At 61.5% G+C, this 22,524-nt stretch carries 21 protein-coding genes; 13 read left to right on the top strand and 8 right to left on the bottom strand.

Annotated features, from left to right (window positions below):
• The first annotated feature begins 140 nt into the window (after positions 1-140).
• From VHO05_RS11220 to VHO05_RS11210, 3 genes are all read left to right on the top strand, one after another.
• Positions 141-1,559 (top strand): ammonium transporter, encoded by a 1,419-nt coding sequence (locus tag VHO05_RS11220; protein ID WP_329646668.1) that lies wholly within the window; start codon positions 141-143, stop codon positions 1,557-1,559.
• Between the two features lie 30 nt (positions 1,560-1,589).
• The gene (locus tag VHO05_RS11215) at positions 1,590-1,781 is read left to right on the top strand and encodes a hypothetical protein (protein ID WP_329646667.1); all 192 of its coding nucleotides are present in this window, start codon (positions 1,590-1,592) and stop codon (positions 1,779-1,781) included.
• Between the two features lie 231 nt (positions 1,782-2,012).
• Positions 2,013-2,939, top strand: coding sequence for a glutaminase (locus VHO05_RS11210; RefSeq protein ID WP_329646666.1), 927 nt, complete (start codon positions 2,013-2,015; stop codon positions 2,937-2,939).
• Positions 2,940-2,994: 55 nt separating this feature from the next.
• Here the strand turns inward: VHO05_RS11210 and VHO05_RS11205 are convergent, their stop codons facing one another.
• Positions 2,995-3,195: a DUF2735 domain-containing protein gene (locus VHO05_RS11205; protein WP_329646665.1), complete on the bottom strand. Its 201-nt coding sequence runs from the start codon at positions 3,193-3,195 to the stop codon at positions 2,995-2,997.
• 428 nt (positions 3,196-3,623) lie between these two features.
• On the opposite strand from VHO05_RS11205, the gene VHO05_RS11200 reads away from it, so the two are divergent.
• On the top strand, positions 3,624-4,661 hold the full coding sequence (locus VHO05_RS11200) for a glutamine synthetase beta-grasp domain-containing protein (RefSeq protein ID WP_329646664.1): 1,038 nt from the start codon (positions 3,624-3,626) through the stop codon (positions 4,659-4,661).
• Positions 4,662-4,741: 80 nt separating this feature from the next.
• On the opposite strand, the gene VHO05_RS11195 is transcribed toward VHO05_RS11200, so the two are convergent.
• The 3 genes from VHO05_RS11195 to VHO05_RS11185 form a co-directional block, all read right to left on the bottom strand.
• Positions 4,742-6,022, bottom strand: coding sequence for a hypothetical protein (locus VHO05_RS11195; protein ID WP_329646663.1), 1,281 nt, complete (start codon positions 6,020-6,022; stop codon positions 4,742-4,744).
• Positions 6,019-8,178: a dynamin family protein gene (locus VHO05_RS11190; RefSeq protein WP_329646662.1), complete on the bottom strand. Its 2,160-nt coding sequence runs from the start codon at positions 8,176-8,178 to the stop codon at positions 6,019-6,021. Before VHO05_RS11190 ends, VHO05_RS11195 begins: the two co-directional genes overlap by 4 nt.
• Before the next feature lie 111 nt (positions 8,179-8,289).
• The gene (locus VHO05_RS11185; protein ID WP_329646661.1) at positions 8,290-8,952 is read right to left on the bottom strand and encodes a hypothetical protein; all 663 of its coding nucleotides are present in this window, start codon (positions 8,950-8,952) and stop codon (positions 8,290-8,292) included.
• 358 nt (positions 8,953-9,310) lie between these two features.
• On the opposite strand from VHO05_RS11185, the gene VHO05_RS11180 reads away from it, so the two are divergent.
• From VHO05_RS11180 to VHO05_RS11170, 3 genes are all read left to right on the top strand, one after another.
• Positions 9,311-10,756 (top strand): ammonium transporter, encoded by a 1,446-nt coding sequence (locus VHO05_RS11180; RefSeq protein WP_414653750.1) that lies wholly within the window; start codon positions 9,311-9,313, stop codon positions 10,754-10,756.
• Between the two features lie 112 nt (positions 10,757-10,868).
• Entirely contained in the window at positions 10,869-12,191 is a 1,323-nt protein-coding gene (locus tag VHO05_RS11175) for an amino acid ABC transporter substrate-binding protein (RefSeq protein ID WP_329646660.1), read from the top strand.
• An 18-nt stretch (positions 12,192-12,209) separates the two neighbouring features.
• A complete protein-coding gene (locus VHO05_RS11170) occupies positions 12,210-13,457 on the top strand; it encodes a L,D-transpeptidase family protein (RefSeq protein ID WP_329646659.1) in 1,248 nt (415 codons plus the stop codon).
• A 7-nt stretch (positions 13,458-13,464) separates the two neighbouring features.
• Here the strand turns inward: VHO05_RS11170 and VHO05_RS11165 are convergent, their stop codons facing one another.
• The 3 genes from VHO05_RS11165 to VHO05_RS11155 all read right to left on the bottom strand — a co-directional run bounded on the left by VHO05_RS11165 (position 13,465) and on the right by VHO05_RS11155 (position 15,932).
• On the bottom strand, positions 13,465-13,944 hold the full coding sequence (locus VHO05_RS11165; protein ID WP_329646658.1) for a hypothetical protein: 480 nt from the start codon (positions 13,942-13,944) through the stop codon (positions 13,465-13,467).
• 73 nt (positions 13,945-14,017) lie between these two features.
• Positions 14,018-14,605, bottom strand: coding sequence for a TetR/AcrR family transcriptional regulator (locus VHO05_RS11160; RefSeq protein WP_329646657.1), 588 nt, complete (start codon positions 14,603-14,605; stop codon positions 14,018-14,020).
• Positions 14,606-14,633: 28 nt separating this feature from the next.
• A complete protein-coding gene (locus tag VHO05_RS11155) occupies positions 14,634-15,932 on the bottom strand; it encodes an MFS transporter (RefSeq protein WP_329646656.1) in 1,299 nt (432 codons plus the stop codon).
• 145 nt (positions 15,933-16,077) lie between these two features.
• Here VHO05_RS11155 and VHO05_RS11150 point away from each other — a divergent pair, with 145 nt between their 5' ends.
• The 4 genes from VHO05_RS11150 to VHO05_RS20240 all read left to right on the top strand — a co-directional run bounded on the left by VHO05_RS11150 (position 16,078) and on the right by VHO05_RS20240 (position 20,984).
• Positions 16,078-17,271, top strand: a complete 1,194-nt coding sequence (locus tag VHO05_RS11150) for an acetyl-CoA C-acyltransferase (protein ID WP_329646655.1) — start codon at positions 16,078-16,080, stop codon at positions 17,269-17,271.
• A 67-nt stretch (positions 17,272-17,338) separates the two neighbouring features.
• Entirely contained in the window at positions 17,339-17,710 is a 372-nt protein-coding gene (locus VHO05_RS11145) for a hypothetical protein (RefSeq protein ID WP_329646654.1), read from the top strand.
• Between the two features lie 144 nt (positions 17,711-17,854).
• A complete protein-coding gene (secD, locus tag VHO05_RS11140; RefSeq protein WP_329646653.1) occupies positions 17,855-20,389 on the top strand; it encodes a protein translocase subunit SecD in 2,535 nt (844 codons plus the stop codon).
• Between the two features lie 85 nt (positions 20,390-20,474).
• Complete coding sequence (locus VHO05_RS20240; RefSeq protein ID WP_414653749.1) at positions 20,475-20,984, top strand: DUF2171 domain-containing protein; 510 nt, start codon at positions 20,475-20,477, stop codon at positions 20,982-20,984.
• Positions 20,985-21,048: 64 nt separating this feature from the next.
• Here VHO05_RS20240 and VHO05_RS11130 read toward each other — a convergent pair whose 3' ends face one another.
• Positions 21,049-21,405: a hypothetical protein gene (locus VHO05_RS11130; protein ID WP_329646652.1), complete on the bottom strand. Its 357-nt coding sequence runs from the start codon at positions 21,403-21,405 to the stop codon at positions 21,049-21,051.
• 202 nt (positions 21,406-21,607) lie between these two features.
• On the opposite strand from VHO05_RS11130, the gene VHO05_RS11125 reads away from it, so the two are divergent.
• Positions 21,608-21,814, top strand: a complete 207-nt coding sequence (locus VHO05_RS11125; protein ID WP_329646651.1) for a hypothetical protein — start codon at positions 21,608-21,610, stop codon at positions 21,812-21,814.
• A gap of 191 nt (positions 21,815-22,005) precedes the next feature.
• Positions 22,006-22,416, top strand: coding sequence for a c-type cytochrome (locus VHO05_RS11120; RefSeq protein WP_329646650.1), 411 nt, complete (start codon positions 22,006-22,008; stop codon positions 22,414-22,416).
• Positions 22,417-22,524: the final 108 nt, after the last annotated feature.

Raw genomic sequence — 22,524 nt, 5'->3', positions numbered from 1 at the left:
CCACGCGCGTCCGCCTTTCTTTCATGGCTGGCACAAACGTTGCCTATGGAGAAAAGGCTGGGCGCTTGAGCACACGCATTCTTTTGCGATGGGCTTGCAGGGCTGGGGCTGCGCACTGCGAGTAGGCAGGGGAGACTTACATGACTGACCAATCGACAGCGATGCTGACGCTGTTCACGGAGTTCTACTTCTTTCTGACAATCGTCCTGATGTTCTTCATTCACATCGGCTTCTGTATGTACGAAGTCGGCGTGGCGCGAACGAAGAACGTTCAGCACACCCTTCTCAAGAACGCGATGGCGATCCCGGTGGTCGGCCTCGCGTTCTTCTTATTTGGCATGTGGATCTACATCGGTCTCCAGGGATGGCCCGTAGCTTCCACGTCCGTGAGCTTCGCGACCGGCTTCGAGCCTTGGTCTGAGAAGCTCGCACCGAACCTCTCCGATCGCATCTCGGGCGTGTTCTGGGGCGCATTTGCACTCTTCGGCATGACCGCCGCATCGATCGTCTCGGGCTCGATCATCGAACGCGCGAAGACCGTCGGCTTTCTCATCATCGCTGTCTACGTCGGCGCCATCGCCTGGGTGTTTCCGGCTGCCTGGGGCTGGGCCGGAAACGGCTGGATGACGCAGTATCTCGGCTTCCACGACCAGTACTGCTCTGCGGTTCTGCACAGCGTTGCGGGCTTCGCGACACTGGGCATCCTGATGAATCTCGGACCGCGTATCGGCAAGTTCTCGTCCGATGGCGAGCCGCGTGAAATCCCGGCGCACAATCCTTGGATGGTCACCATCGGTCTCTTCATGATCTATGTCGGCTTCTTCGGCTTCTACGCCGCATGCCACATCCCGATGGCGAACATCGCGGCCGAAGGCCAGCCGGCCTATTGGACCGCGACCAACATCTACGGCTTCCCGATCACGCTGTCGGGCGTCACGATGAACTTCCTGCTGGCCCTCTTCGCCGGCATGATGACGGCCTACATGGTCTCGGGTGGCAACGCCTTCTGGACCTTCTCGGGCGGCCTCACCGGCCTAATCAGCGCCAGCGCAGGCAACGATCTTTACCACCCGGTCCTTGCCTTCGTGATCGCTGTCGTCGGCACGGCAATGGCCTACTACCTCCACAACTGGGTCGAGAAGAAGTTCAAGCTCGATGACGCGGTCGGCGCAGTCGCCGTTCACGGCTACTGCGGTCTCTTCGGTGGCATCGTCGCGGGCTTCGCGCTGTGGGGGTATCCGGCCATCTACCCGAGCGCCGGAACCCTTGTCGCTCTCTCCGAGGGCGCAGGTTGGTTCGGCACCAATGCTGAAGGCCTTCCGATCGTGACCCCGATGGGCAACGCGATTTGCTCGCTCATCTTCGCCATCGGCTTCGGCTTCATCCCAGGCTACGTCCTGAGCTACCTGCTCAAGGTCTTCGGCCTCCTTCGCGTCGATCCGAAAGTCGAGCTTACCGGCCTCGACGGCGAAGCATCCTCCACGACCTACCCGAACCTCTCCGGTGCTGAAGCAGCCTTTGAAAAGCTTCAGCTCAAGGAAGGCCGGGCGAAGATCTAGTCACACGTGCAAAACATAAGGAGTTCACACATGAACACCGGTATCACGTCGCTTGCGAAGCTTCCTGAAGTGACCGCGGTTTATCCGTTTCACGGGATGGAATTTGCCTTCGCGGGCACAATCCTCGGCTTCTTCGTCCTGTTCATCGGCTGGCAGCTGGTGATGGAGTCGAAGCACCACAAGGCGATCATCGGCAACTTCACGGCAAGCCCCGCGGAGTAAGTGCCGGATAAGAGTGCGTCCGGAAAAGTGGCAACACGTTTCCGACTAGGAGCACTCCAGACAGAGTTCCGCCGGCTGGCTGAGCACCCCGGCCGGCGGAAGCGTCGCTCGAGGCCACAGGACGACCTCGGCCTGAGGCCTCGAGATCCGACGGAAGTAGGGAGTTGTCACGAGGAGCGTCTTCGGCCAACATCTCGGACATGGGGATGCAACAGAGAGTCGCGACGCGAAGTGCCCAATCTCGACCTCGTCGTAAATGAAATCGCCGACGAGATGCGACAGCGGCCGGATCGAGGCGAAGTCGCAACTTACATTCCCGAACTGGCTCGGGTTGACGCGAATGCATTCGGCATTGCCGTCATCGACGCAGACGGTAACGTCGCGGCGGCCGGCGACAGTGACACTTCGTTTTCGATTCAGAGCATCTCAAAGGTCTTCACGCTGACGCTCGCACTTGGCAAGGTCGGCGACCGGCTCTGGTCGCGTGTCGGCCGCGAGCCTTCGGGTAGCCCGTTCAACTCTATTGTGCAGCTTGAGCGAGAGCAGGGCATTCCGCGCAATCCCTTCATAAATGCAGGCGCAATCGCCGTGACGGATGTGATCCTGTCCGGCCATCAGCCCCGGGAGGCACTGGGCGAAATCCTGCGCTTCATGCGATTCCTGGCCGATGATCCGGCGATCACGATCGACAAGGCGGTCGCCGCTTCGGAACAGCGCACCGGCTTCCGCAATATCGCGCTCGCCAATTATATGAAGTCTTTCGGCGTGATCGAGAACCCGGTGGACTTCACGCTCGGCGTCTACTTCCACCACTGCGCCATCGCGATGTCATGTAAACAACTTGCGATGGCCGGACGCTTCCTGGCGCACGAAGGCCGCAACCCATCGACCGGCCTTTCCGTCGTTCACCGCGAGCGTGCACGGCGCATCAATGCGATCATGTTGACGTGCGGTCACTATGACGGCTCGGGCGAATTCGCCTATCGCGTCGGATTGCCAGGCAAGAGTGGCGTCGGCGGTGGCATTCTCGCTATTGCACCCGGAAAGGCCTCCATCGCCGTCTGGGCACCCGGCCTCGACAATGCGGGCAATTCACACCTGGGCCGGATTGCCCTCGAAACGCTCGCCAAGCGTATGGGCTGGTCGATCTTCGGCTAGCGATCAGCAACAGGATACGCGCCCGCGCTCCGTTCGAGAGGTGCAACGTTGGTCGTTACCGCTCTCGCGCCTGCTCGGCTTCCTGCCGGATGGCTTCGTCATGATACCAGCTACCGCATGCCACTGCCGCCGCAACCGGCGCGGGTTTGAACGTCGAAACAGACGCTGCGGTTTCGCGTTGGATGGCGAAACCCGCCCGCCCCCCGATGGGGAATTGATAGATCTTCGCGGATTCGTGAGGTGCCTTCTCAAGCATGACTTCAGTCTCTCGGTTATTGCTGCTGCGCTACAGGCTCAACGCATAACGTCGACATAAGGTCATTGTTGCACACAGAGTAGACAGTTTGCTCGTTAAATATCAGCATTTGCCTAAACTATGTGCATGAAACTTCATGCTTATTTGGCTAGCATTTTGCGGAAGCGAACGAGCGTCGCTTCTACGCGTAGACCCTCAATGGAAACACGCGTTGCCGACTGAATGCTTACGTTTCGTACACGGGGTGAAATTGGATGCAGCGCGGCAGATCAATTCTTGAGCTGTCCGCACGTATCGCCCACCGCTTCATCAGCAAGACGCCCTGGCGACACGAGGATGGCCCCGCGTGACGGGTCCTGCCACCTCGCGCCGGGACCGCGCTCAGGGCGCGCCAGCGATTTGCGTTTAAACCGAGGAGACGACTCTCGATGACGAAGTACAAGCTCGAGTACATCTGGCTTGACGGTTATACGCCGGTACCGAACCTGCGCGGCAAGACGCAGATCAAGGAATTCAGTTCCTTCCCGGATCTCGCCGATCTCCCGCTGTGGGGCTTCGACGGCAGCTCCACGATGCAGGCCGAGGGTCGCAGCTCCGATTGCGTGCTGAAGCCCGTCGCGCACTTCCCCGACCCGGCCCGCACCAACGGCGTGCTCGTTATGTGCGAAGTCATGATGCCGGACGGCGTCACCCCGCACGCGTCGAACAATCGCGCAACCGTTCTTGACGACCCGGGCGCCTGGTTCGGATTCGAGCAGGAATATTTCTTCTACAAGAACGGGCGTCCGCTCGGGTTCCCCGAGAGCGGCTATCCCGCTCCGCAGGGTCCGTACTACACGGGCGTCGGCTATAAGAACGTCGGCGACATTGCGCGCAAGATCGTCGAGGAGCACCTCGACCTCTGCCTCGCGGCCGGCATCAACCACGAAGGTATCAACGCCGAGGTGGCCAAGGGGCAGTGGGAGTTCCAGATCTTTGGCAAGGGTTCCAAGAAGGCCGCCGACGAGATGTGGATCGCGCGCTACCTGCTGCTCCGCCTCACGGAGAAGTATGGCATCGACATCGAGTTCCACTGCAAGCCGCTCGGCGACACCGACTGGAACGGCTCGGGCATGCACTGCAACTTCTCGACCGAGTACATGCGCACCATTGGCGGCAAGGACTACTTCGAGGCGCTGATGAAGGCCTTCGATAAGAACCTGATGGATCACATCAACGTCTACGGCCCGGACAACCATATGCGTCTGACCGGCAAGCACGAGACGGCACCGTGGAACAAGTTCAGCTACGGCGTGGCCGACCGCGGCGCTTCGATCCGTGTTCCTCACTCCTTCGTCAGGAACGGCTACAAGGGCTACCTTGAGGATCGCCGTCCAAACTCTCAGGGCGATCCCTACCAGATTGCTTCGCAGGTCCTGAAGACGATCTCAGAAGTGCCGACCGGCGCGGCCGCAAAGGCCGCCTAAATCCTCCCGGGGGGGAGTCTGAAATCGCGGCGCTGGCTCCTGGTCAGCGCCGCGATTTTTATTTGGAAGCGGATAAAAAGTTAGGCCGGGCTCGGAGAAACGAGCGGCGTGCCGAGCATCTTCCCCAGCGCGTCGAACGCGCCATCGAGATCCGCGAGCGTGAGCAGGATAGCCCGTGCCGTCTGGTACTCGGCTTTCACCGTCGGATCCATGAAGATCGAATTGCCTGACAGCATCCTGAGCAAACCCGTCAGATCCGACACCAGCGTCCGTACGAGGCGCGTCGCTGGCAGGCTCTGATTGGGCCATTGCATGGGTACCGTCAGGGCCTGCGAACGAAGCACCGGTACGCTGTCGCCGGTGACGACGCCCGGCCTTAGCTTTTCCGCATAGTCCGCATAAGCGACGAGCAGAGCCTCGATGGTCTGGGGGGCCGTTTTCTTCCCTTCCGAAAGCTGATCGACCAGCGCCAATGCATGAGCCTCCCAGCTTCGTAACAATTCGACCGTTTCGAGCCGAACCTCGTCCAGTGCGAATTGATGGAATGCCAGGCGAGCCAAGCGCCGAACGATTTTCTCGGCCTTCTGCGTCCGCCGGTCGACGATGTCGCTGGCGACACGATCGATGGCACTGCGCAAAGCCTCGGCTCCGCTGTCCTGTTCGAACTCCACGGATTGGTCGTCGATGCTTTCGGCGGAAACGAGTACGGCCTCGCGAAAAAGACCGCCCGTGAGACCGCGCAATCTGTTCAGCACGCGTTCAACGTCATCGTCCGTCTGAAGCCCGTCCTTATGCGTCGCGACGAGCAGCGAGTTTCGGCCGAAACGCTTGGGCAAACCCAGCCAGGTGGCTCGCTCGCTCTCTGTCCATGCACGTGTTGAAACCGTGCACCAAAGCACGATGTCGGCATCCCCCACAAAGGCGGCTGGGTTACCTGCGGATGGCGTATCGAGAATTTGAAAACGCCGCAACCGTTCCAGCGGCAACGAGATCTGAAGCGCCTGAAACGTCCGATCGGTCAGCGGATCATCACTGTTCCCATCGACTCTGATGCGGTTTCCCTTTGCGTCGATCCCGAAGATGGCGGCCGCTGGAGCATGAGTAACGAGAACCGGAATATGCGTGTTGGCCACCACACTCGTCGGAAGCAACCCGTTCCCGATGAGAAGATCCGTGACTGATGTTTTGCCCGAGTTGCACTCACCGAGAACGACCACCCGAAGCGGACGACGTAGGGACTCCTCCACGCGGGAAATACCGGCAACGCAGTAGGCCAATGCGGGATCGCTGATGCGCGTCGCAAGCAACCGTTCCCGCGCTGCAGCCATTCGCTTCAGAAACAGCTCGGATGCTCTACTCATACTCTAGGCGCCTCCGCCTTCAGAATCGTGTCGATGTACTGAGCGAGGTGATCGAGATGACGCGTCAGAGCTTCCGTGTCTTTGAGGCGTTGCGCCTGGGTGTGGACGGCGTCCCCTGGTTTCGGCCCCTGCGCCGGCGCAGTCCCCATTTCCGCAAGCAAGTACTCGAGCCGCCGTTTTAGAGCGTGCTGTATGTTGCGGCACGCTCCGAATGACCACTTGATCGTCATGCTGCTGAAGTCACGGAAAGCGTATCCCGCAAGTTGCGCCAGCTCGTCGGCAATGGGTGAGAACTCCTCTCTGATCAGCGCTTCGATTTTTGCACCCGATGTTTCAGAAGACGGCTGCCGGCTCCAGAAGGCGCTCCACCTCTTGTTTTCAAGATCGAGAACCAACAACCTGCTGAGCGGCGCGATGGTCGGCGCTGGAATCGCGATTCCTTCGCCAAGCGGATCGGCGAGATCTGGTTCCGGGACCAGAGTACGCATCAGCCTATGCAGCTCTGGAATGACCCGCGCATGAAACGACCTGAGGCGGAAAGCTGCATTCTCGAATTCTCGCCGGAACTCGCTCGCGAGCGCGCGCCTGAGCTCGACACCCTCGTGCGTCCAGACTTTCGGCGGGCGCCCTCGCGAAAGCGTATCGATAAGGACGTCGCGCTCGCGCGCTGCGTGAAAGTCGATCGTGACTTGCAACGTGGCGCGCAACTTGTCCCGTTCCTCTTGAATGATCCGGTTGAGCTGGGCCTCGATTCCAGATGCCGACGCCTCGATGTTTGTTGCAACTTCTGCCAGTAGGTCCCGCTCGCGTTCGTAGATCGAACGCTTTTCCGTAGATCCCGCCGCATCGCGTGCATCGCCTTGCACAGCAAGCAGGAGCTGAAGCTCACTGCGCGCCGCGCTCTCGCACGCCCGCGCCATCTCGGCGAAGGACTTTGCGCTCTGCCGCAGGACATAGGCCGGACGGGCCGTCCCCATGAGGCCATCGATCACTTGATTAACCGCGGGTAAACCCGACATCGCGTACAGCGATTGCCTCAGCCGCTCGCAGAAGTCAGGCGATGAGAAATTTGCTGGCGTCAACTCGTCCGGACGCAGAAGCCCGGCTCGCAAAAGCGAGCTGGCCGAGCGGCGCTGGAGAATTCGCGTAGCCGCCTGCGGGTCGAATGCCATCGCCTGGCTCGCCCACCATGCGCTGCCAGAGACGACAGGGATCGCGGATCCGGGAAACTCGACGGCCAGCCGTTGACGAACGTAGGACAAGACTCTCGGCAACTCACTATCCACATCGGATAGATCGTCGATGCGGTTGATCAATACGACGATGCGATCCTTGTTGAGCCCGCGCATCATGCGAAGCAGCGCGACGTCGTTCTCAGACAGGGGTTGACGCGCCGTCAGCACGACGATGTACATGTCGGCCGATCCGAGGCATCGGCGCGTGATCTCATCGCGAATGAGAGACGGATCGTTGGTTCCAGGCGTATCGATGATCGTACACGGAAACGCGAACGGACCTTGCTGGCAGTAGATGTCAGCGCTTTTCGTAATGTCCGAGTACCTGCCGATCTGACCGGGCCCTGCGAAATCTCCGGAACAGACATAGCGCTCGAGCATGCCGGGAGGCAGGGCCTCGAAAAGATGCGCCTGCCCAAGCAACAGTTCGAATTCGGGTCCCAACTTTTCCTGGGCCCGAGTTCGCAACATCTCGGCATGTTGCTGGAGGAGCTCAGGCTCGAAACCGGGAACCAGCCGTTCTGTTAGCTCTCGAATCTTTCCACCGCCCGCCGCAAGGTCCGCCCACTCCTCCTTCTGTAGGAAGGAGAAGATCGCGGAAAACCGGCTGGAGGGCGTCTGGCCGAAATGCAGGTTGGTGACGGCGGTCGTCCAAGGAGTGACACTGGTCGGAAGGAAGCTTGGGTTCCGGATGAAGGCGTTGATAAACGAGCTCTTGCCGGATTTGATCTGACCAACAACGGCAATACGGCACGCAAGCTCGCGCAACTGATACAGGGCGTCGGCAATCAGCGGTCGAGCAGCGGGCTCCACGAGCCCGGCGAGCACGTCGCCGCAGCTGAGCAACTGCTTTCTGAGGTCCTCCAGCCTGCCTCCGATGCGGCCCGGGGACGGATTCTCCGCCGACCTAGTTGCCTGCAAGTGCCTTGATCCTCCCCCTAGTTTGCAACGCCCAGCCGAATGCTGAGACCTAAAACATGAACAATTGAAGTCGTGGCCGAAACACGTCCGGACGAACGAGGCTGGGTGCGGTTATCTGACGCCTGGCTCGGAGATATAGGCGGCCGCTTCCTGGTTGCCGAGAGCAAGGGCCCTCTCATACCAAGCTTGGGCCAGCGCTGCATTGGTTTGGCTGTCGGCGTAGTTGACCGCCCCCGAGCGCGCCGGGTCGTAGCTGCGGGCCAGCTTCAGGGCTGCCGGACCTGATCCCTGTTCCGCCGCCTGCTGAAGAAGTTCGCGCGCGGCGTCAATTTTCCCGCTCTCGAGCAGCGCCTCCGCCCTGCGCACAAGGCCGTTTACTGCGTCCTGGTTCTGCCCAGAAGAGCCCGATGGCATCTCGATCTTGCTCGGCATGCCCCGTTCGGACGGCAGGGCTGGCCTCGCCCCGCGCACACCCGGCTCTTCGGGTTGCGACATGAGAAGATACACCGTGACCGTCGATATGGCCGCCGCCGCAGCAGCGGCCAAGTATATGGCAGAATTTCCTGATTTTTTCGCGTCGGATACCGAGAGGTGCGAAGTAGGATCATCACCTTGAATCGCGGGCATTCCGCGCAACGCGCCGACATAGCCACGTTGGTCATCGTCGCCCGCTCCGGCGGTCGCTTGTCCTACGCCCTTGCCGGTATCGAGTCCGTCGAGACGGCGAAGAAGCCGCTTGAGTTCATCCAGCTTGGGTTCATCGCCGTGTCCCATGCGAGCCAATCCCACCCAATGTGCCAAACGCACGCGCACCCATAGTCCGCACAGCAGATCAGACGTCCCTATGGAGGCCGAATAAAGCCATCATAAGATCAAGCCACTATAATGGGTTGGAGTTCGGCGCCAAGCGGCCCAAGCTGACAGACATTTGGGCAATGAGCACAAGCATGTGGCAGGAAACAGTGGGTTCCTTACCCATTTTCCAAAGTCATGCGAGAGCAAATAGTAGTATTCCTACAGACTCCGATGGCCAGAACCCAAACAGGCACATTGCTTGCTCCGAGCGACATGACCAGGAAACAACATCAGCGCGGATGACCAACCGATTGCACGCGAAATAGGAACGACCGCCATGACCAGGATGCGCGCTCTCCTCGTGATCTCGTCACTTGCGATCGTTAGCGGAAGCAGCCCTGCGGCTGCCGCTCCGGACAAAGGCGACACCGCGTTCCTGATGGTCTCGACCGCGCTTGTGTTGCTCATGACGGTTCCCGGTCTGGCGCTCTTCTACGGTGGCCTCGTCCGCACCAAGAACGCGCTCGCGATGCTGATGCAGGTTTACGCGACCGTCTGCCTCGTCTGTCTGATCTGGATGATCTACGGCTACAGCCTCGCCTTCAGCACGGATCCGCGTTTTGCTCCGTTCGTCGGCGGACCTTCCAAGGCGTTCCTATCCGGCATCACACCGGACTCCACCGCTCCCACATTCTCCAACGGTGTCTATGTACCCGAATATGCTTATGTCTGGTTTCAGATGACTTTCGCGGCGATCACGCCCGCGCTCATCGTAGGCGCATTCGCCGAACGAATGCGATTTTCTGCAATACTCCTCTTCATGGCGCTCTGGGTGACGATCGTCTATTGCCCGATCGCCCACATGGTCTGGTACTGGCCCGGCCCCGATGCGTTGAGCGACGCGGCACGCGCGGCAGCGTCGGCAACCGGTGATGCCAAGGCGGCGGCGGACGCAAAATTGCAGAGCCTGATGGCAAGTTCGGGCCTCGCGTTCCAATGGGGCGCCATCGACTTCGCCGGAGGCACGGTCGTGCACATCAATGCAGGCATCGCCGGATTGGTTGGCGCCCTCATACTTGGCCCCCGATCGGGCTATGGACGCGAGCCGATGCCGCCCCACTCGCTCACGCTCAGCATGGTCGGCGCAGCGCTGCTGTGGGTCGGCTGGTTCGGCTTCAACTGCGGATCGAACCTGGAGGCCAACGGAACAGCGGCCCTCGCCATGGGCAACACCTTTGGCGCCACGGCCGCAGCGGCTCTCACGTGGGCCTTCACGGAATGGATCGTCAAAGGAAAGCCAACCACCCTCGGCCTCATTACAGGTATGGTGATCGGACTCGTCGCAGTCACTCCGGCGTCCGGCTTCGCGGGCCCGATGGGCAGTATCGTGCTCGGCGTCGTAAGCGCCATTGTCGGGTACGTGGCGTGCACCTGGTTGAAGAGCGAGCTGGGCTACGATGACAGCCTCGACGTGTTCGGCGTGCACTGCATCGGCGGCATTGTCGGTGCGCTGGCCACAGGCATCCTCGTCGCCCCGCAGTTCGGCGGCACGGGCGTCGCCGACTACATCACCCAACCCGGCCAAATAACCGTCACATACGACATGGGCGCTCAGATGCAGGCCCAGCTCAAGGCCGTGGCGCTCACGCTTATCTGGTCAGGTCTGATTTCCGCCGTGCTCTATAAATTTGTCGATCTTGTCGTTGGCCTGCGCCCGGCGAAGGACCGCGAGCGCACAGGCCTGGATCTCACCGAGCACGGCGAGCGCGCGTATCACTTCTAACACAGTCCGAACACCGCATAGAGCGAGGCGGCCTAGAACCTTAGCTTGTCAGATCGGGTCTGCGGCCATAGAACCTTTGGCGAGGGCTTGAACACAAGACGAAGGTGCTCGGATGACCATCGGCTTACGCGCGGGGCTGCTTGCGCCTCTCGCAGTGACCGCATGCCTCGTTTCCCAACATGCCGAAGCGGCGCGCCTTTGCGCGCTGCGCGATGGACCGAGCGGGCCGTGCACCTGCAAAGTCGAAGGTGGCGGGCCGGGCGAATTCACCACCGTCAACAAGAGCGTCTGCACGAAAGCAGCCCGCGCCAAGGACGCAAACGCTGCTCCAGCGGCGGCAGCCGCAGGCCAAACACAGCCGGCCGCAGACGCTCCTGCCACAATGGATGCCGCACCGGCTCCTCCGGTCGTACGAACGATCACGACAGGCGCGACGTCACCCCCCACCCAAGCCAGTCCCGCGCCTACCGCATTGCCCGCGCCAAGCGAAGGGCGGCTGCAGGTCGTGCGGGAGCGCGGCAAGATCCTCTGCGGCGTCAACACCGGTCTCCTTGGATTTTCGGCGCTAGCCCAAACGGGTGAATGGCTCGGTCTCGACGCGGATTTCTGCCGGGCCGTCGCAGCGGCTGTCTTCGAGGACGCGAAGAAGGTCGAGTTCGTACCCGTCGAAACAAATGAGCGTTTCGAAGCCCTCCAGTCCGGCAAGATCGATCTCCTGGCGCGCAACACCACCTGGACCATGGCGCGCGACGTCGACATGGGTCTCGAGTTCGCGGGCGTTCTCTACTTCGACGGCCAGGGCTTCATGACGAGCGACGACCGCGGCCTCGTCTCCGCCCAACAGCTCGCCGGCCTCAAGATCTGCGTAGAAGCAGGCACGACCACCGAACAGAACATGGCCTACTACTTCAAAGCCCACGGCCTCGAGGTTGAAACGCAAACCTATCCCGATCGCAAGGAAATGCTCGACGCCTATGCGTCCGGCAAGTGCGATGCCTATTCCGGCGACCGTTCGGCGCTGTTCTCGGATCGTGCAAGCTTCGCGGAACCTGCGAAACACGCGGTATTGCCCGAAGTGATTTCCAAGGAACCGCTCGGACCCGTCGTCGCCGGAGGCGACCGCACGTGGTCCGAGATCGTGCGCTGGACCTTGGCGGGCTTGATCAACGCCGAGGAAGTTGGGCTCGATCGCGAGACTGCGGCTGGTTCAGGCGAGATGCAAGGCGATGCACGCCGCCTTGTCGACGGAGCTGCCGCCAGCGCTGAAAAGCTCGGACTACCCAAGCCGTGGCTCCGCAATGTGATTGCAGCGACCGGCAACTACAGCGAGATCTTCGACGCCAACCTCGGCAAGCAAAGCCCCCTCGGCATGGATCGCGGCATCAACGCCTTATGGAAACGGGGCGGTATTCAGTTCGCGCCGCCCATGTGGTGAGAGAAGGCCACGGTTCGCATGAGTTCAGCACCTCGCCGTCAGTCTCTCCGCATATCCGCACGCGCCGTGCAGATGCTGGCGTGCGTTATTGTGCTCATGCTCCATGCGACAGCTGCGAGCGCACGTGAACGTGTTCCGCCGCCCGAGCCGAGCTTCGAGCCCTGGGTGAGCCCGCAAGCCGAGCAGCAGATGCTGCAAGCGATCGATTACTATCAGCGCATCGTCTCCGCCGGAGGCTGGCCGCGTATCCCTGACCGCATCACCTTGCGCCCCGGCGACAGCGGCGCCGAAGTTGCTATCGTAAAACGGCGGCTCGAAATATCAGGAGAGCTGCGGCCAAACGGATCAGACCGCTACCTCTTCGATCGGGCGCTCGAGGACGCCGTCAAGCGGTATCAGCTCCGCAATGGCGTCGAACCGACCGGCATCGTCTACGGCATCACGCAGCGCTTGATGAACGTACCGGCTGAGACACGTCTCAAACAGCTCCAGTTGAATCTCGCACGCATGCGTGAGCTGCTGCCGAAAACAGCCGCGCCGAAATACATTGTCATGAACGCGGCAAGCTTCGAGTTGCAGGGCATCCGCGGCGGCCGTGTCGAGATCACGAGCCGGACGATCGCAGGAAAACGTGCAACGCCGACTCCGGTCGTCAGCGCGCAGATCCAGGCCATCAACCTCCTGCCCTACTGGCACGTGCCCGGCACCATCGCCAAGGCTGCTCTGGTGCCCATGATCCGCAAAGACCCCGCCTACCTCTACAAGGAGCGCATCCGTGTGTTCTCCTCGTTCGGCGGCGAAGAGATCGATCCCGCGACCGTAAACTGGTGGGGACCGGAAGCGGAACGCTACGTCTTCCGCCAGGACCCCGGCCCGCAGAACGCGCTCGGCGTGCTGCGCTTCGACATGCCGAACAAGCACATCGTCTATATGCACGACACGCCGATGAAGAACCTCTTCGGCTATTTCGAGCGCGCCATCAGCGCCGGATGCGTCCGGATTCAGAACTACTTGGATCTCGCGGCTTGGGTAATCGACGGATACGGCGGCTGGACGCGCGAGAAGATCGAGCAGTCGATTGCTTCCGGCGCGCGCCCAACCATCAAGCTGCCAGCCGCGGTGCCCGTCCATTTCATCTATCTCACGGCGTGGATCGACGGCGGCGCGGTCCAGTTCCGAAACGATCTCTACAATCGCGACGACAAGGCCTTCGACACTGGAGAAGCCGTCGCGGCAAGCAGCATCCCGACAACAATCGCCCCGTGAAGGGCAATTACACCGCGCGGAAACGGCGCACAGCCGACCAGCCGAGAAGCAGGAACGCGATCAAGACGACGCCCTGCGTCGCCGTGAACGGGAGCTCGGACTGCGTCGGCGCGAGCGCACTCAAGGCTGGATTCTTCAGGAACGTCTGCACGACCAGAACGAAGACGTTGAGGTAGAGCGCAAGCGTCGCGCTCAGCACGTAGACCGGCCGCCAGATGCCATGCAGCGACGTGAAGTAGCGCGCATAGATCGCCACCGCGAGCACCACGAGCGAAATGATCGCAACGATGTGCGACGGCAGAAGCTGAACGAATGGAAACCCGAACCCGGTGACGTTGGTTGCCACCGTGGCCGCCAGAAAGACGAGCGTCGCGCCATCAAGCTGCGCGTTCGATAAAAAGCCGCCGACCACGACGAAGCCCGCCGCGATACCGAGGAGGCTGAGCGCAACGTGAAAGAGCGTGAACCCGTCCAAACCGAACAGCATGTGGTCTCTCCCTTCGAAATGCGATGCGCACGCAGACGCACAAAACTCCGTAACAAGACAAACGCACGACGCGTCAATCTTCAAGAAGAACCTTGCGGGCTGCCGCCAGGAATTCTTCGGAGACCGGGTGCCCCTCAGTCGCGCGCGAGAGAACCAGCGCCCCCACGAGTAGACTCGCGGTCGTCAGCACCTCCTCGCGCGAGGCCTTCTTCTTGCCGCGCGAGAGCAAAGACGACATGCGCTCCAGAAGTGAATTCACGCCCGCGGCGAACGCGGCCCGAATGGGTCCCTTGCGGCCCTCCCGTCCGACGTCGCCGCACAGCGCCGCCATTGGACATCCCTCTGCTCGCTCATCACGGTGGCTCGTGCGCGTATAGCGCTTGATGAAAACCTGGCGTGCGGCATCCCCGTCACCCCGATGACGAGAGAGGATATCGTCATAGAACTTCCTCTTCTCCTCGAAGGCCGCGTCACACGCTGCGACGACGAGCGCATCCTTCGAGGGGAAATGGCCATAGAAAGCGCCGTGCGTCAGGCCCGCTTGCGCCATCAGCGCTGGCACGCTTACGCCGTCGATGCCGCGCTCCGGAATGAGCCGCGACGCGGCCTCGATGACCTCGATCCGATGTTGATCAGCCTGTTTGCGCGAAACGCGAGGCATAGTCTCGTCCTCCTATTCCTGAGACACATCATGCCGCGAGCGGCGCCAAGCGCTTCGGACCTTCCAGGATGCGAAGTCCCGCAAACGCAAGCGCAGCAACGATGCACAGCGCACCGGCGACGAAAAACGCCGGAAGATAGGTTTCATACACGGTGCGGGTCAGTCCCGCGCCGTAGGCGGCAGACGCCGCTCCGAGCTGGTGTCCGGCGAAGATCCAACCGAACACGATGTTGGCCTTGCCGTCCCCGAATCGCTCGGCCGTGAGCTTGACGGTCGGAGGTACCGTTGCGATCCAATCGAGGCCGTAGAACATCGCAAAGACGGTAAGCCCGACGATAGTGAAGTCGCTGAATGGCAAATACATCAGCGAAAGGCCGCGAAGGCCGTAGTACCAGAAGAGCAGCAAGCGATTGTCGAAACGATCCGACAGCCATCCGGACCCAAGTGTCCCGAAGAAATCGAAAATGCCCATCATCGCCAGGATGCCCGCCGCACTCACGGCCGCGAGACCGTAGTCCCCGCACAAGGGGATGAAGTGCGTCTGGATGAGACCGTTTGTGCTCGTGCCGCAAATGAAAAAGGTTCCGAACAAAATCCAGAACACGCCCGAGCCGGCGGCTTCGCGAAGAACACGCAACGGAACGAGCAGTGAAGCGACAAACCCGCCCGGGCTCTCGACGTGAGGTTTGACCTCGGTCTCTCCATACACGGGCAAACCGACGTCACCTGGACGCTCTCGCATCAGCGCGGCGACAGCGAACGCACAGATGACAAGCGCACCGCACACGAGCCCCAGCGCCAGCCGCCATCCCAAGACCTCTGTGACCTTCGCGAGAGCCGGAAGGAAAATGAGCTGCCCCGAAGCCGTACTGGCGGCAAGCAGCCCCATGACAAGACCGCGGCGCTCGGAGAACCAGCGCATGGCGACTGTCGCACCGAGAACCATAGCCATCAGGCCCGTGCCGAGGCCGACGGCAACACCCCAGAGCAGAATGAGTTGCCAGACCTCATTCATGAAGAGGGATGCGGCGAGCCCCGCCAGAATGATCGCAAGGGCCGCCAGAACGACATGACGAACACCGAACCTGTTCATGAACGCAGCCGCGAACGGGCCCATCAAGCCGAACAGCACGAACCGGATCGCCAGCGCCGACGAGATCTCGTCACGCCGCCATCCGAATTCCTTCTCGAGCGGCTCGATGAAAACACCCGGCGCGCCGACGGCACCTGCTGTCACCAGCATGGTGAGAAACGTGACGCCGACCACCACCCAGCCATAGTGAACGTCGCGTGCGCGAAGCGCCGATGCCACCGTACGCGCAATCATGCCTTCACCTCCAAACCGTCCGTCATGGATCTAAGACTGCGCGACACAGCATCACAAGCGCGTGGGAGATATTGTATTATGATCATCATATATTATTTTCGCCGGCATGACCAGCCGGTTCGCGGCGGTCTTGGAGGAATTGACTATGACCCCGTCGGATCCCGTCGTCATCACGTCAGCAGTCAGAACACCACTCGGCCGTTTCATGGGAGAGCTCGCACCGCTGAGCGCGTCCGCGCTCGGCGCGCACGCAATCCGCGTCGCGGTGGAGCGCGCAAACTTGGCTCCTGAAAAGGTTGACGAAGTACTCTTCGGCAACGTTCTGCAGGCTGGCCAGGGTCAAGCCCCGGCACGCCAGGCCTCCCGCGCGGCTGGACTTCCAGACGCCGTGCCAGCCTCGACGATCAACAAGGTGTGCGGCTCCGGCATGAAGGCAACCATGCTGGCTCACGATCTTCTACGCGCGGGGTCGGCGGACATCGTCATCGCAGGCGGCATGGAGTCGATGTCGAACGCTCCCTACTTGTTGCCAAAGGCCCGCAGCGGCTATCGCGCAGGTCACGACCGCATTCTTGATCACATGCTGCTCGACGGCCTTGAGGACGCGTATGAAAAGGGCCGCAGCATGGGAGACTTCGGCGAGGCAACCGCCGAGCGGTACCAATTCACGCGCGCCGATCAGGATGCGTTCGCCATCGAGACGCTGAAGCGCGCGCAGGCTGCCATCAAATCCGGCGCTTTCGCGGATGAAGTCGCGCCGATCGCGGTTTCAACCAAAGAAGGTGACAGGATCGTCTCGTCCGACGAGAACCCGTTCAAGGTCTCGCCGGAGAAAGTCGTCAAGCTGAAGCCGGCCTTCCGCGCAAATGGCACGATCACCGCCGCCAGTTCCTCGGCCAACGCCGACGGCGCCGCCGCTCTCGTGCTGACACGCCGCTCCATTGCCGACCGCGAGGGACTGCCGGTGCTCGCCACCATCCGCGCTCATGCCACGCACAGTCAGGAGCCCGCGTGGTTCACAACGGCACCGATCCCGGCCATGCAAAAGGTTCTTGCCAAGGCCGGTTGGAACGCAGGCGACGTCGACCTTTATGAGGTGAACGAAGCCTTCGCCGTGGTCGCCATGGCCGCCCAGAAGGAGCTGGGTATCGACCGGGACCGTCTCAACGTGAACGGGGGCGCCTGCGCCATAGGCCACCCGATCGGCGCCACCGGGGCGCGTTTGATCGTCACGCTTTTGCACGCCCTGCGCCGGGCTGGAGCTGCAAAAGGCGTCGCCTCGGCCTGTATTGGCGGCGGCGAAGCCACAGCCATCGCCCTGGAGATCCCCCGGCATTAACGCCTTGTGGCTAGCTTTTTGGCGGGCACGCCCTATGTTGGGGACATCCTGACATAGGGCGATTGCCGTGACGCACCGGCTCCGTGGCCGGCTTGGAAGCCGGAAATCCTGGTCTACACTGCTGGCCGTGCTTCTGAGCACGCTCGCCGGCGCGTTTGCGTTTGGACCCAACAGCACCCTTGCGGGCGGTCTGTCCGCGTCCGAGCACAACACAGACGCGCGCACGACGGGCAAGCCGGCGTCCCTGCGCCTCGACGTGGTCGATCCGTCGCTCAGTCTCGGCGGAGCGGCAGACCCAGGCACGGACGTCGACACCCAAGGCCGCGAGTTCGGACCTTGGAGCGGTAGCGCGAATTCGGCCTACCCCGACAGCGCGACCTTACACATTGGCGCCGATCGCATCCGCGACGGACGCACGCGCGCGCCACCGCGCGCCTAGTCCCTAGCGCTAAGGCGCCTATTCGCCACCACAAGATATTTCACACCGATCCACCCAAAGCGGCGCTTTGGGTGGCCTTCGGCCATAAACCGCATCCGTATTCGGGACATGCCCGAAGCGGCGGTCGTACATGGGATTTCGGCCATGCTGCACTTCTCGCGCTTCAAAACCACGCTCATCCTGGGGCTCTGCCTTTTTGGGGTATTGCTCAGCATCCCTAACCTCCTTCCGCACGGCTCCTTGCCGGCCTGGGTTCCTCAACCCCGCGTCAATCTCGGTCTCGATTTACAGGGAGGCTCCTACCTCCTGCTCGAAGTCGATATGAACTCCGTTATCAAGGAGCGCATCGCCAGCACGCGCTCCACGGTCGCCGAGACATTACGGAAGGCCAAGGTACCCTTCACGTCCATCGTGGCGGGCAAGGACAGCGTCAGCGTGACGTTCGCCGACGAAACGCAACTGGGCGTTGGCCGTCAGGCTCTGAATGATATTCTGAGAGAACGGGTCGACGGTCCGGCACATGCTCTTGTCTTCTCGCCGAAAACCGACGGCAACACGCTGAACCTGACGCTCAATCCTGAAGCGGTGACCGACCTCTCGTCCAAGGCCGTTCAGCAGTCGATTTCCATCGTTCGCCGCCGTATCGACGAAACCGGCGTCAATGAGCCCGTGGTGGCCCGTCAAGGTCAGAACCGGGTGCTCGTCGAGCTGCCGGGCGTGTCCGATCCCGACCGCATCAAACGCCTCCTGGGCTCGACCGCAAAAATGACATTCCGTCTCGTTGCGCCGGAAGGCACGCCGGCCGGCCCCGACGTCGAACTTCTGCCGATGGCGAACAAGGCTGAAGGAACACCCAAGCTTGCCGTTCGCCGCCACGTCGAGGTCGACGGCATGAACCTCACGCGCGCGACCGCTGCGCTCGACCAGCGCGCCGGCGGTTGGGTTGTCGATTTCGGTCTCGACTCGATCGGCACACGCCGCTTCGCTGACGTGAGCACCAAACACGTTGGTCAGCCGTTCGCGATTGTGCTCGACAACAAGGTGATCAGCGCCCCCGTAATCCGCGAGCCCATCATCGGCGGTCAGGGCCAGATCAGCGGTAACTTCACCGTCGAGGAGGCCAACGATCTCGCCGTGCTGCTGCGGGCCGGCGCGTTGCCTGCGCCACTCACCATTGTCGAAGAACGGTCCATCGGACCGAGCCTCGGTGCAGACGCCATCCGAGCGGGCCTCTACTCCATCATCGCAGGCTTCATATTCGTCGTCGGCTTCATGCTCACGACGTATGGCCGCTTCGGCCTGTTCGCGGCCGTGGCTCTTGTGGTCAATCTGGCGCTCACCATCGCCGGCCTGTCCATGATGGGCGCGACCCTCACCCTGCCCGGCATGGCCGGCATCCTGCTCGCGCTCGGTATGGCGGTTGACGCCAATATTCTGATCAACGAGCGCACACGCGAGGAGCTCGGCAAACGGAACGGCGTCATCGCGTCGATAGAAACCGGATTCCGCCGTGCCTACACGACAATCATGGACGCCAACCTCACGACCCTCATCAAAATGCTGATCCTGTTCGTCGTCGGTGTCGGCGCCATCCGCGGCTTCGCTGTCACGATCAGCCTTGGCATCATTGTGTCGATCTTCACGGCCATCGTATTGGTTCGTCTGCTCACGGCTTGGTGGCTGCAGCGGACGCGCCCGAAAACGCTGACCATCGGCACGCGCTTCCGCTTCTTCCCGGATCACACGGCAATCGCGTTCATGCGGGCCCGCTACTCGGGACTGATCGTCTCGGCGCTCATCAGCTTGGCGTCAATCGGCCTGGCGTTCCACCCCGGCCTCAAGATGGGCATCGACTTTGCGGGTGGCGTCGTCATCGAAGCCAAGACACCCGCCCCCGCCGATGCTCCAGCCCTGCAAAGCGCGCTCATGGATGCGGGCCTCGGCCCCGTTCAGGTCCAACGCTTTGGCGCACCGGATGACGTGCTTCTCCGCTTCGAGCATCCCGAGGGGACGACGGAGCAGCAACAGGCAGCTCTGCAGCACGCCAAGGAAGCCGTCGAGAAAGCGGCACCCGGAGCGGAGATCCGCCGCGTTGAGGTCGTCGGCCCGTCCATCGGTGCGGAGCTGCTGAACGACGGCATATGGGCACTCGGCCTCGCGGCCATCGCCATGTTCGCCTACATCACGTTCCGCTTCGAATGGCCCTTCGCCGTCGGCGCGATCGTGACGATGTTCCTGGACCTCACCAAGACAGTGGGCTTCCTGGCGCTGACGGGCTTCGAGTTCAACATGACCTCGATTGCCGCGATCCTCACCATCATGGGCTTCTCGATCAACGACAAGGTCGTCGTCTACGATCGCGTCCGCGAAAACCTCGTGCGATCGAAGCGCGTCCCGCTGCGCGAGGTCATCGACCGCAGCATCAACGAAACTTTGTCGAGAACGATCGGCACCTCAATCGCGTTGTTCTTGGCGATCGCGCCGCTGGCTCTCTTCGGTGGACCGGCATTGCGCGAATTCGCGCTGACGCTGCTGTTCGGCCTCGTCCTCGCGACGAGTTCGTCGATCTTTATCGCCGCACCGATCTTGCTCAACATCGGTGAACACTACCTGCGCCGCGGCGGTCCCGTCGCCGAAGCCACGCCAGAACCCGCGCGCGGAAAACTCAAAGGCGCGTAACACCCCCCCAGCGCGCGCGGAACCCACATTTTCCGCGCGCGTTGGTTTGTCGGGCCTATTTGGCACGTCAAACCGGGAGTGCGTCATGATCAACACCACGAACAAGACCAGAAAACCGGCATCTCTTGAAAAGACGCCGGAGAGTGCGTCCGACAAAGAAGTCACCGAACGTGCCGATGAGGCCGTGCGTGACGCAGTGACCGTCAAACACGGTGCCGTTGATACCGGTATGCGATCTGTGCTTCCCGGCCCTCCGATCCCTCCCAGCGTTCAGGCTGAGATCAGCGAAGAGCAGGAGCCGCGCAAGGCGGCGAAGACCAACGACCGCCGCGGACCCCCAAGTAACAAGAAACAAGGAGTAAAAGAGATGATCGATTCATCGCAGATCAAGGAGCACATGGAAGTCGTAGGCTCGGACGGTGAGCACGTTGGCACAGTCGACCACTGCGAAGGCGCCGATGTGATCAAGCTTACCAAAAATGATCCCGCCGCAGACGGCAAGCACCACTACATTCCGTTGGGTTGGGTGAAGAACGTGGATCGGCACGTTCACCTCGCCCACCCTGCTGCGGAAGTCATGCGCAACTGGGGTTAAAAAACCGATGGATGAAAGCACAGGCCGCAGCTTCTCAAACTGCGGCCTTTTTCGTTGAACGCACTCACTTCGGGTGAACGTCCTGGTTGCCGCCGGGCTCACCAGGAGGCGGAATGACTGGCATCGTTCCTTTGAAGTCTTCGGGCACACCCTTTTCGATGCCGGGATCAACGCCCTTCGGCGGCTCCAGCACGCCCTCGCCTTCACGCAGTTCTTTCGAAAGCGGCTCTTTTGGCTTGGAACCGTCGTTTGGGTCCACGGGCGGCGTTTGGTTTTCACTCGGCGGTTCCATGACCTCCGGGGGCGTAGCTGGCTTGCCCGCAGGCGGAGTTTGCGCTTCCAGCGGCGAGACTGAAATACAAAGCGCCACGCTTCCAAGAACGAGAAGCGAAGCGCGTTCTCTATGGCGCTTGTTGCCCATCACAATTCGAAGCTCCTTTGTCGCATGGCTGTGGAACGCCCACGGAGAGCCTCTGTTCCCGCATGCAAAATTGCGTTCGCAGCCTCAGGAATGCCGGGTCGCGCTGCCTGAGAAAGATGGAGAAGCGGTTCACGCCGGGGAACCATCGTCAGCGGCCAGAATTGACCCGAGAGGAAAAAGCAACAAATACTCGGAGGCCGCTGTGTACGAACTCGTTTTCACAGTTTGCTCTGTTGTGGCCGGCGCGGCCTGCCGAGAAGCCAATCCCATTCCGCTCGAGGAGCATGTCGGGCTGATGGGATGCCTCATCGCTTCACAAATTGAAGGCGCGAAGTGGACCGAGGCACATCCCAATTTCTATGTGTCCAAGTATACGTGCCAGCCTGCGAAGATGTTCGCCCATACCTGATACAGTGACTCGCCGTCGATTTTTGCGAGGGAGCGTACGTTGGCGGAGTGAGGCATACGCCAGCGAATGCTTTGGCGTTCCGACCTAGAGCCGTACTGGCACCTCCCTCCGTACTTTCGAATAGGAACTCTACCTTCGGACCGGGCGTTTTTCCCATTATCGGAGCAACAACGATAATCGGAGGCAGGAGCATGCCGAAAATCCGACGCGCCATTTTTATCGCCGCCGCTTTCGCCACATTGCCCGTCGCGGCAATCGCCGGTGAAGGCGCAGCCCCGCAACCAGGCCAGGGAGAAAACGCTGGCCAAGTTGCGTTCAACACGCACTGCCGCAACTGTCACTCAACGAAGCCCGACGACAACCGGCTTGGTCCCACCTTGCACGGGATCGTCGGGGCAAAAGCCGGACAAGTGAAGGGCTTCAAGGGGTACTCCGGCGGCCTCACCGCGGACATGACGTGGGACGAAGCCACATTGGACAAGTTCATCGCCAACCCGACAGCCCTGGTTTCGAGCACGACGATGAAGCCGTTCGGGGGCGTAGCCGACCCCGAACAACGGAAGCTCATCATCGAATTCCTGAAGACCAAGTCTGATTCCTAGGCTACGAAGCGGCACAAAGCACCGGATGCCCGGAGGAACACTTTGCGCCTCCGGGCGTTTTCATGTGTGATGCGCTGTCGGGGCGCGGGGTCGGCTGAACTTTCACCA

Origin of the sequence: Hyphomicrobium sp., assembly GCF_036262015.1 — a bacterium.
In the GTDB taxonomy this organism is placed as follows: domain Bacteria; phylum Pseudomonadota; class Alphaproteobacteria; order Rhizobiales; family Hyphomicrobiaceae; genus Hyphomicrobium_C.
Note: the sequence above shows the minus strand (reverse complement) of the source record. Positions and strands in the feature narration are given on the sequence as shown.

Bases quoted from the DNA above. Each gene is read 5' to 3' on its own strand.
- VHO05_RS11220 (WP_329646668.1), top strand. From the start codon at position 141: ATGACTGACCAATCGACAGCGATGCTGACGCTGTTCACGGAGTTCTAC.
- VHO05_RS11215 (WP_329646667.1), top strand. From the start codon at position 1,590: ATGAACACCGGTATCACGTCGCTTGCGAAGCTTCCTGAAGTGACCGCG.
- VHO05_RS11205 (WP_329646665.1), bottom strand. From the start codon at position 3,195: ATGCTTGAGAAGGCACCTCACGAATCCGCGAAGATCTATCAATTCCCC.
- VHO05_RS11200 (WP_329646664.1), top strand. From the start codon at position 3,624: ATGACGAAGTACAAGCTCGAGTACATCTGGCTTGACGGTTATACGCCG.
- VHO05_RS11195 (WP_329646663.1), bottom strand. From the start codon at position 6,022: ATGAGTAGAGCATCCGAGCTGTTTCTGAAGCGAATGGCTGCAGCGCGG.
- VHO05_RS11185 (WP_329646661.1), bottom strand. From the start codon at position 8,952: ATGGGACACGGCGATGAACCCAAGCTGGATGAACTCAAGCGGCTTCTT.
- VHO05_RS11180 (WP_414653750.1), top strand. From the start codon at position 9,311: ATGACCAGGATGCGCGCTCTCCTCGTGATCTCGTCACTTGCGATCGTT.
- VHO05_RS11175 (WP_329646660.1), top strand. From the start codon at position 10,869: ATGACCATCGGCTTACGCGCGGGGCTGCTTGCGCCTCTCGCAGTGACC.
- VHO05_RS11170 (WP_329646659.1), top strand. From the start codon at position 12,210: ATGAGTTCAGCACCTCGCCGTCAGTCTCTCCGCATATCCGCACGCGCC.
- VHO05_RS11165 (WP_329646658.1), bottom strand. From the start codon at position 13,944: ATGCTGTTCGGTTTGGACGGGTTCACGCTCTTTCACGTTGCGCTCAGC.
- VHO05_RS11160 (WP_329646657.1), bottom strand. From the start codon at position 14,605: ATGCCTCGCGTTTCGCGCAAACAGGCTGATCAACATCGGATCGAGGTC.
- VHO05_RS11155 (WP_329646656.1), bottom strand. From the start codon at position 15,932: ATGATTGCGCGTACGGTGGCATCGGCGCTTCGCGCACGCGACGTTCAC.
- VHO05_RS11150 (WP_329646655.1), top strand. From the start codon at position 16,078: ATGACCCCGTCGGATCCCGTCGTCATCACGTCAGCAGTCAGAACACCA.
- secD (WP_329646653.1), top strand. From the start codon at position 17,855: ATGCTGCACTTCTCGCGCTTCAAAACCACGCTCATCCTGGGGCTCTGC.
- VHO05_RS20240 (WP_414653749.1), top strand. From the start codon at position 20,475: ATGATCAACACCACGAACAAGACCAGAAAACCGGCATCTCTTGAAAAG.
- VHO05_RS11130 (WP_329646652.1), bottom strand. From the start codon at position 21,405: ATGGGCAACAAGCGCCATAGAGAACGCGCTTCGCTTCTCGTTCTTGGA.
- VHO05_RS11120 (WP_329646650.1), top strand. From the start codon at position 22,006: ATGCCGAAAATCCGACGCGCCATTTTTATCGCCGCCGCTTTCGCCACA.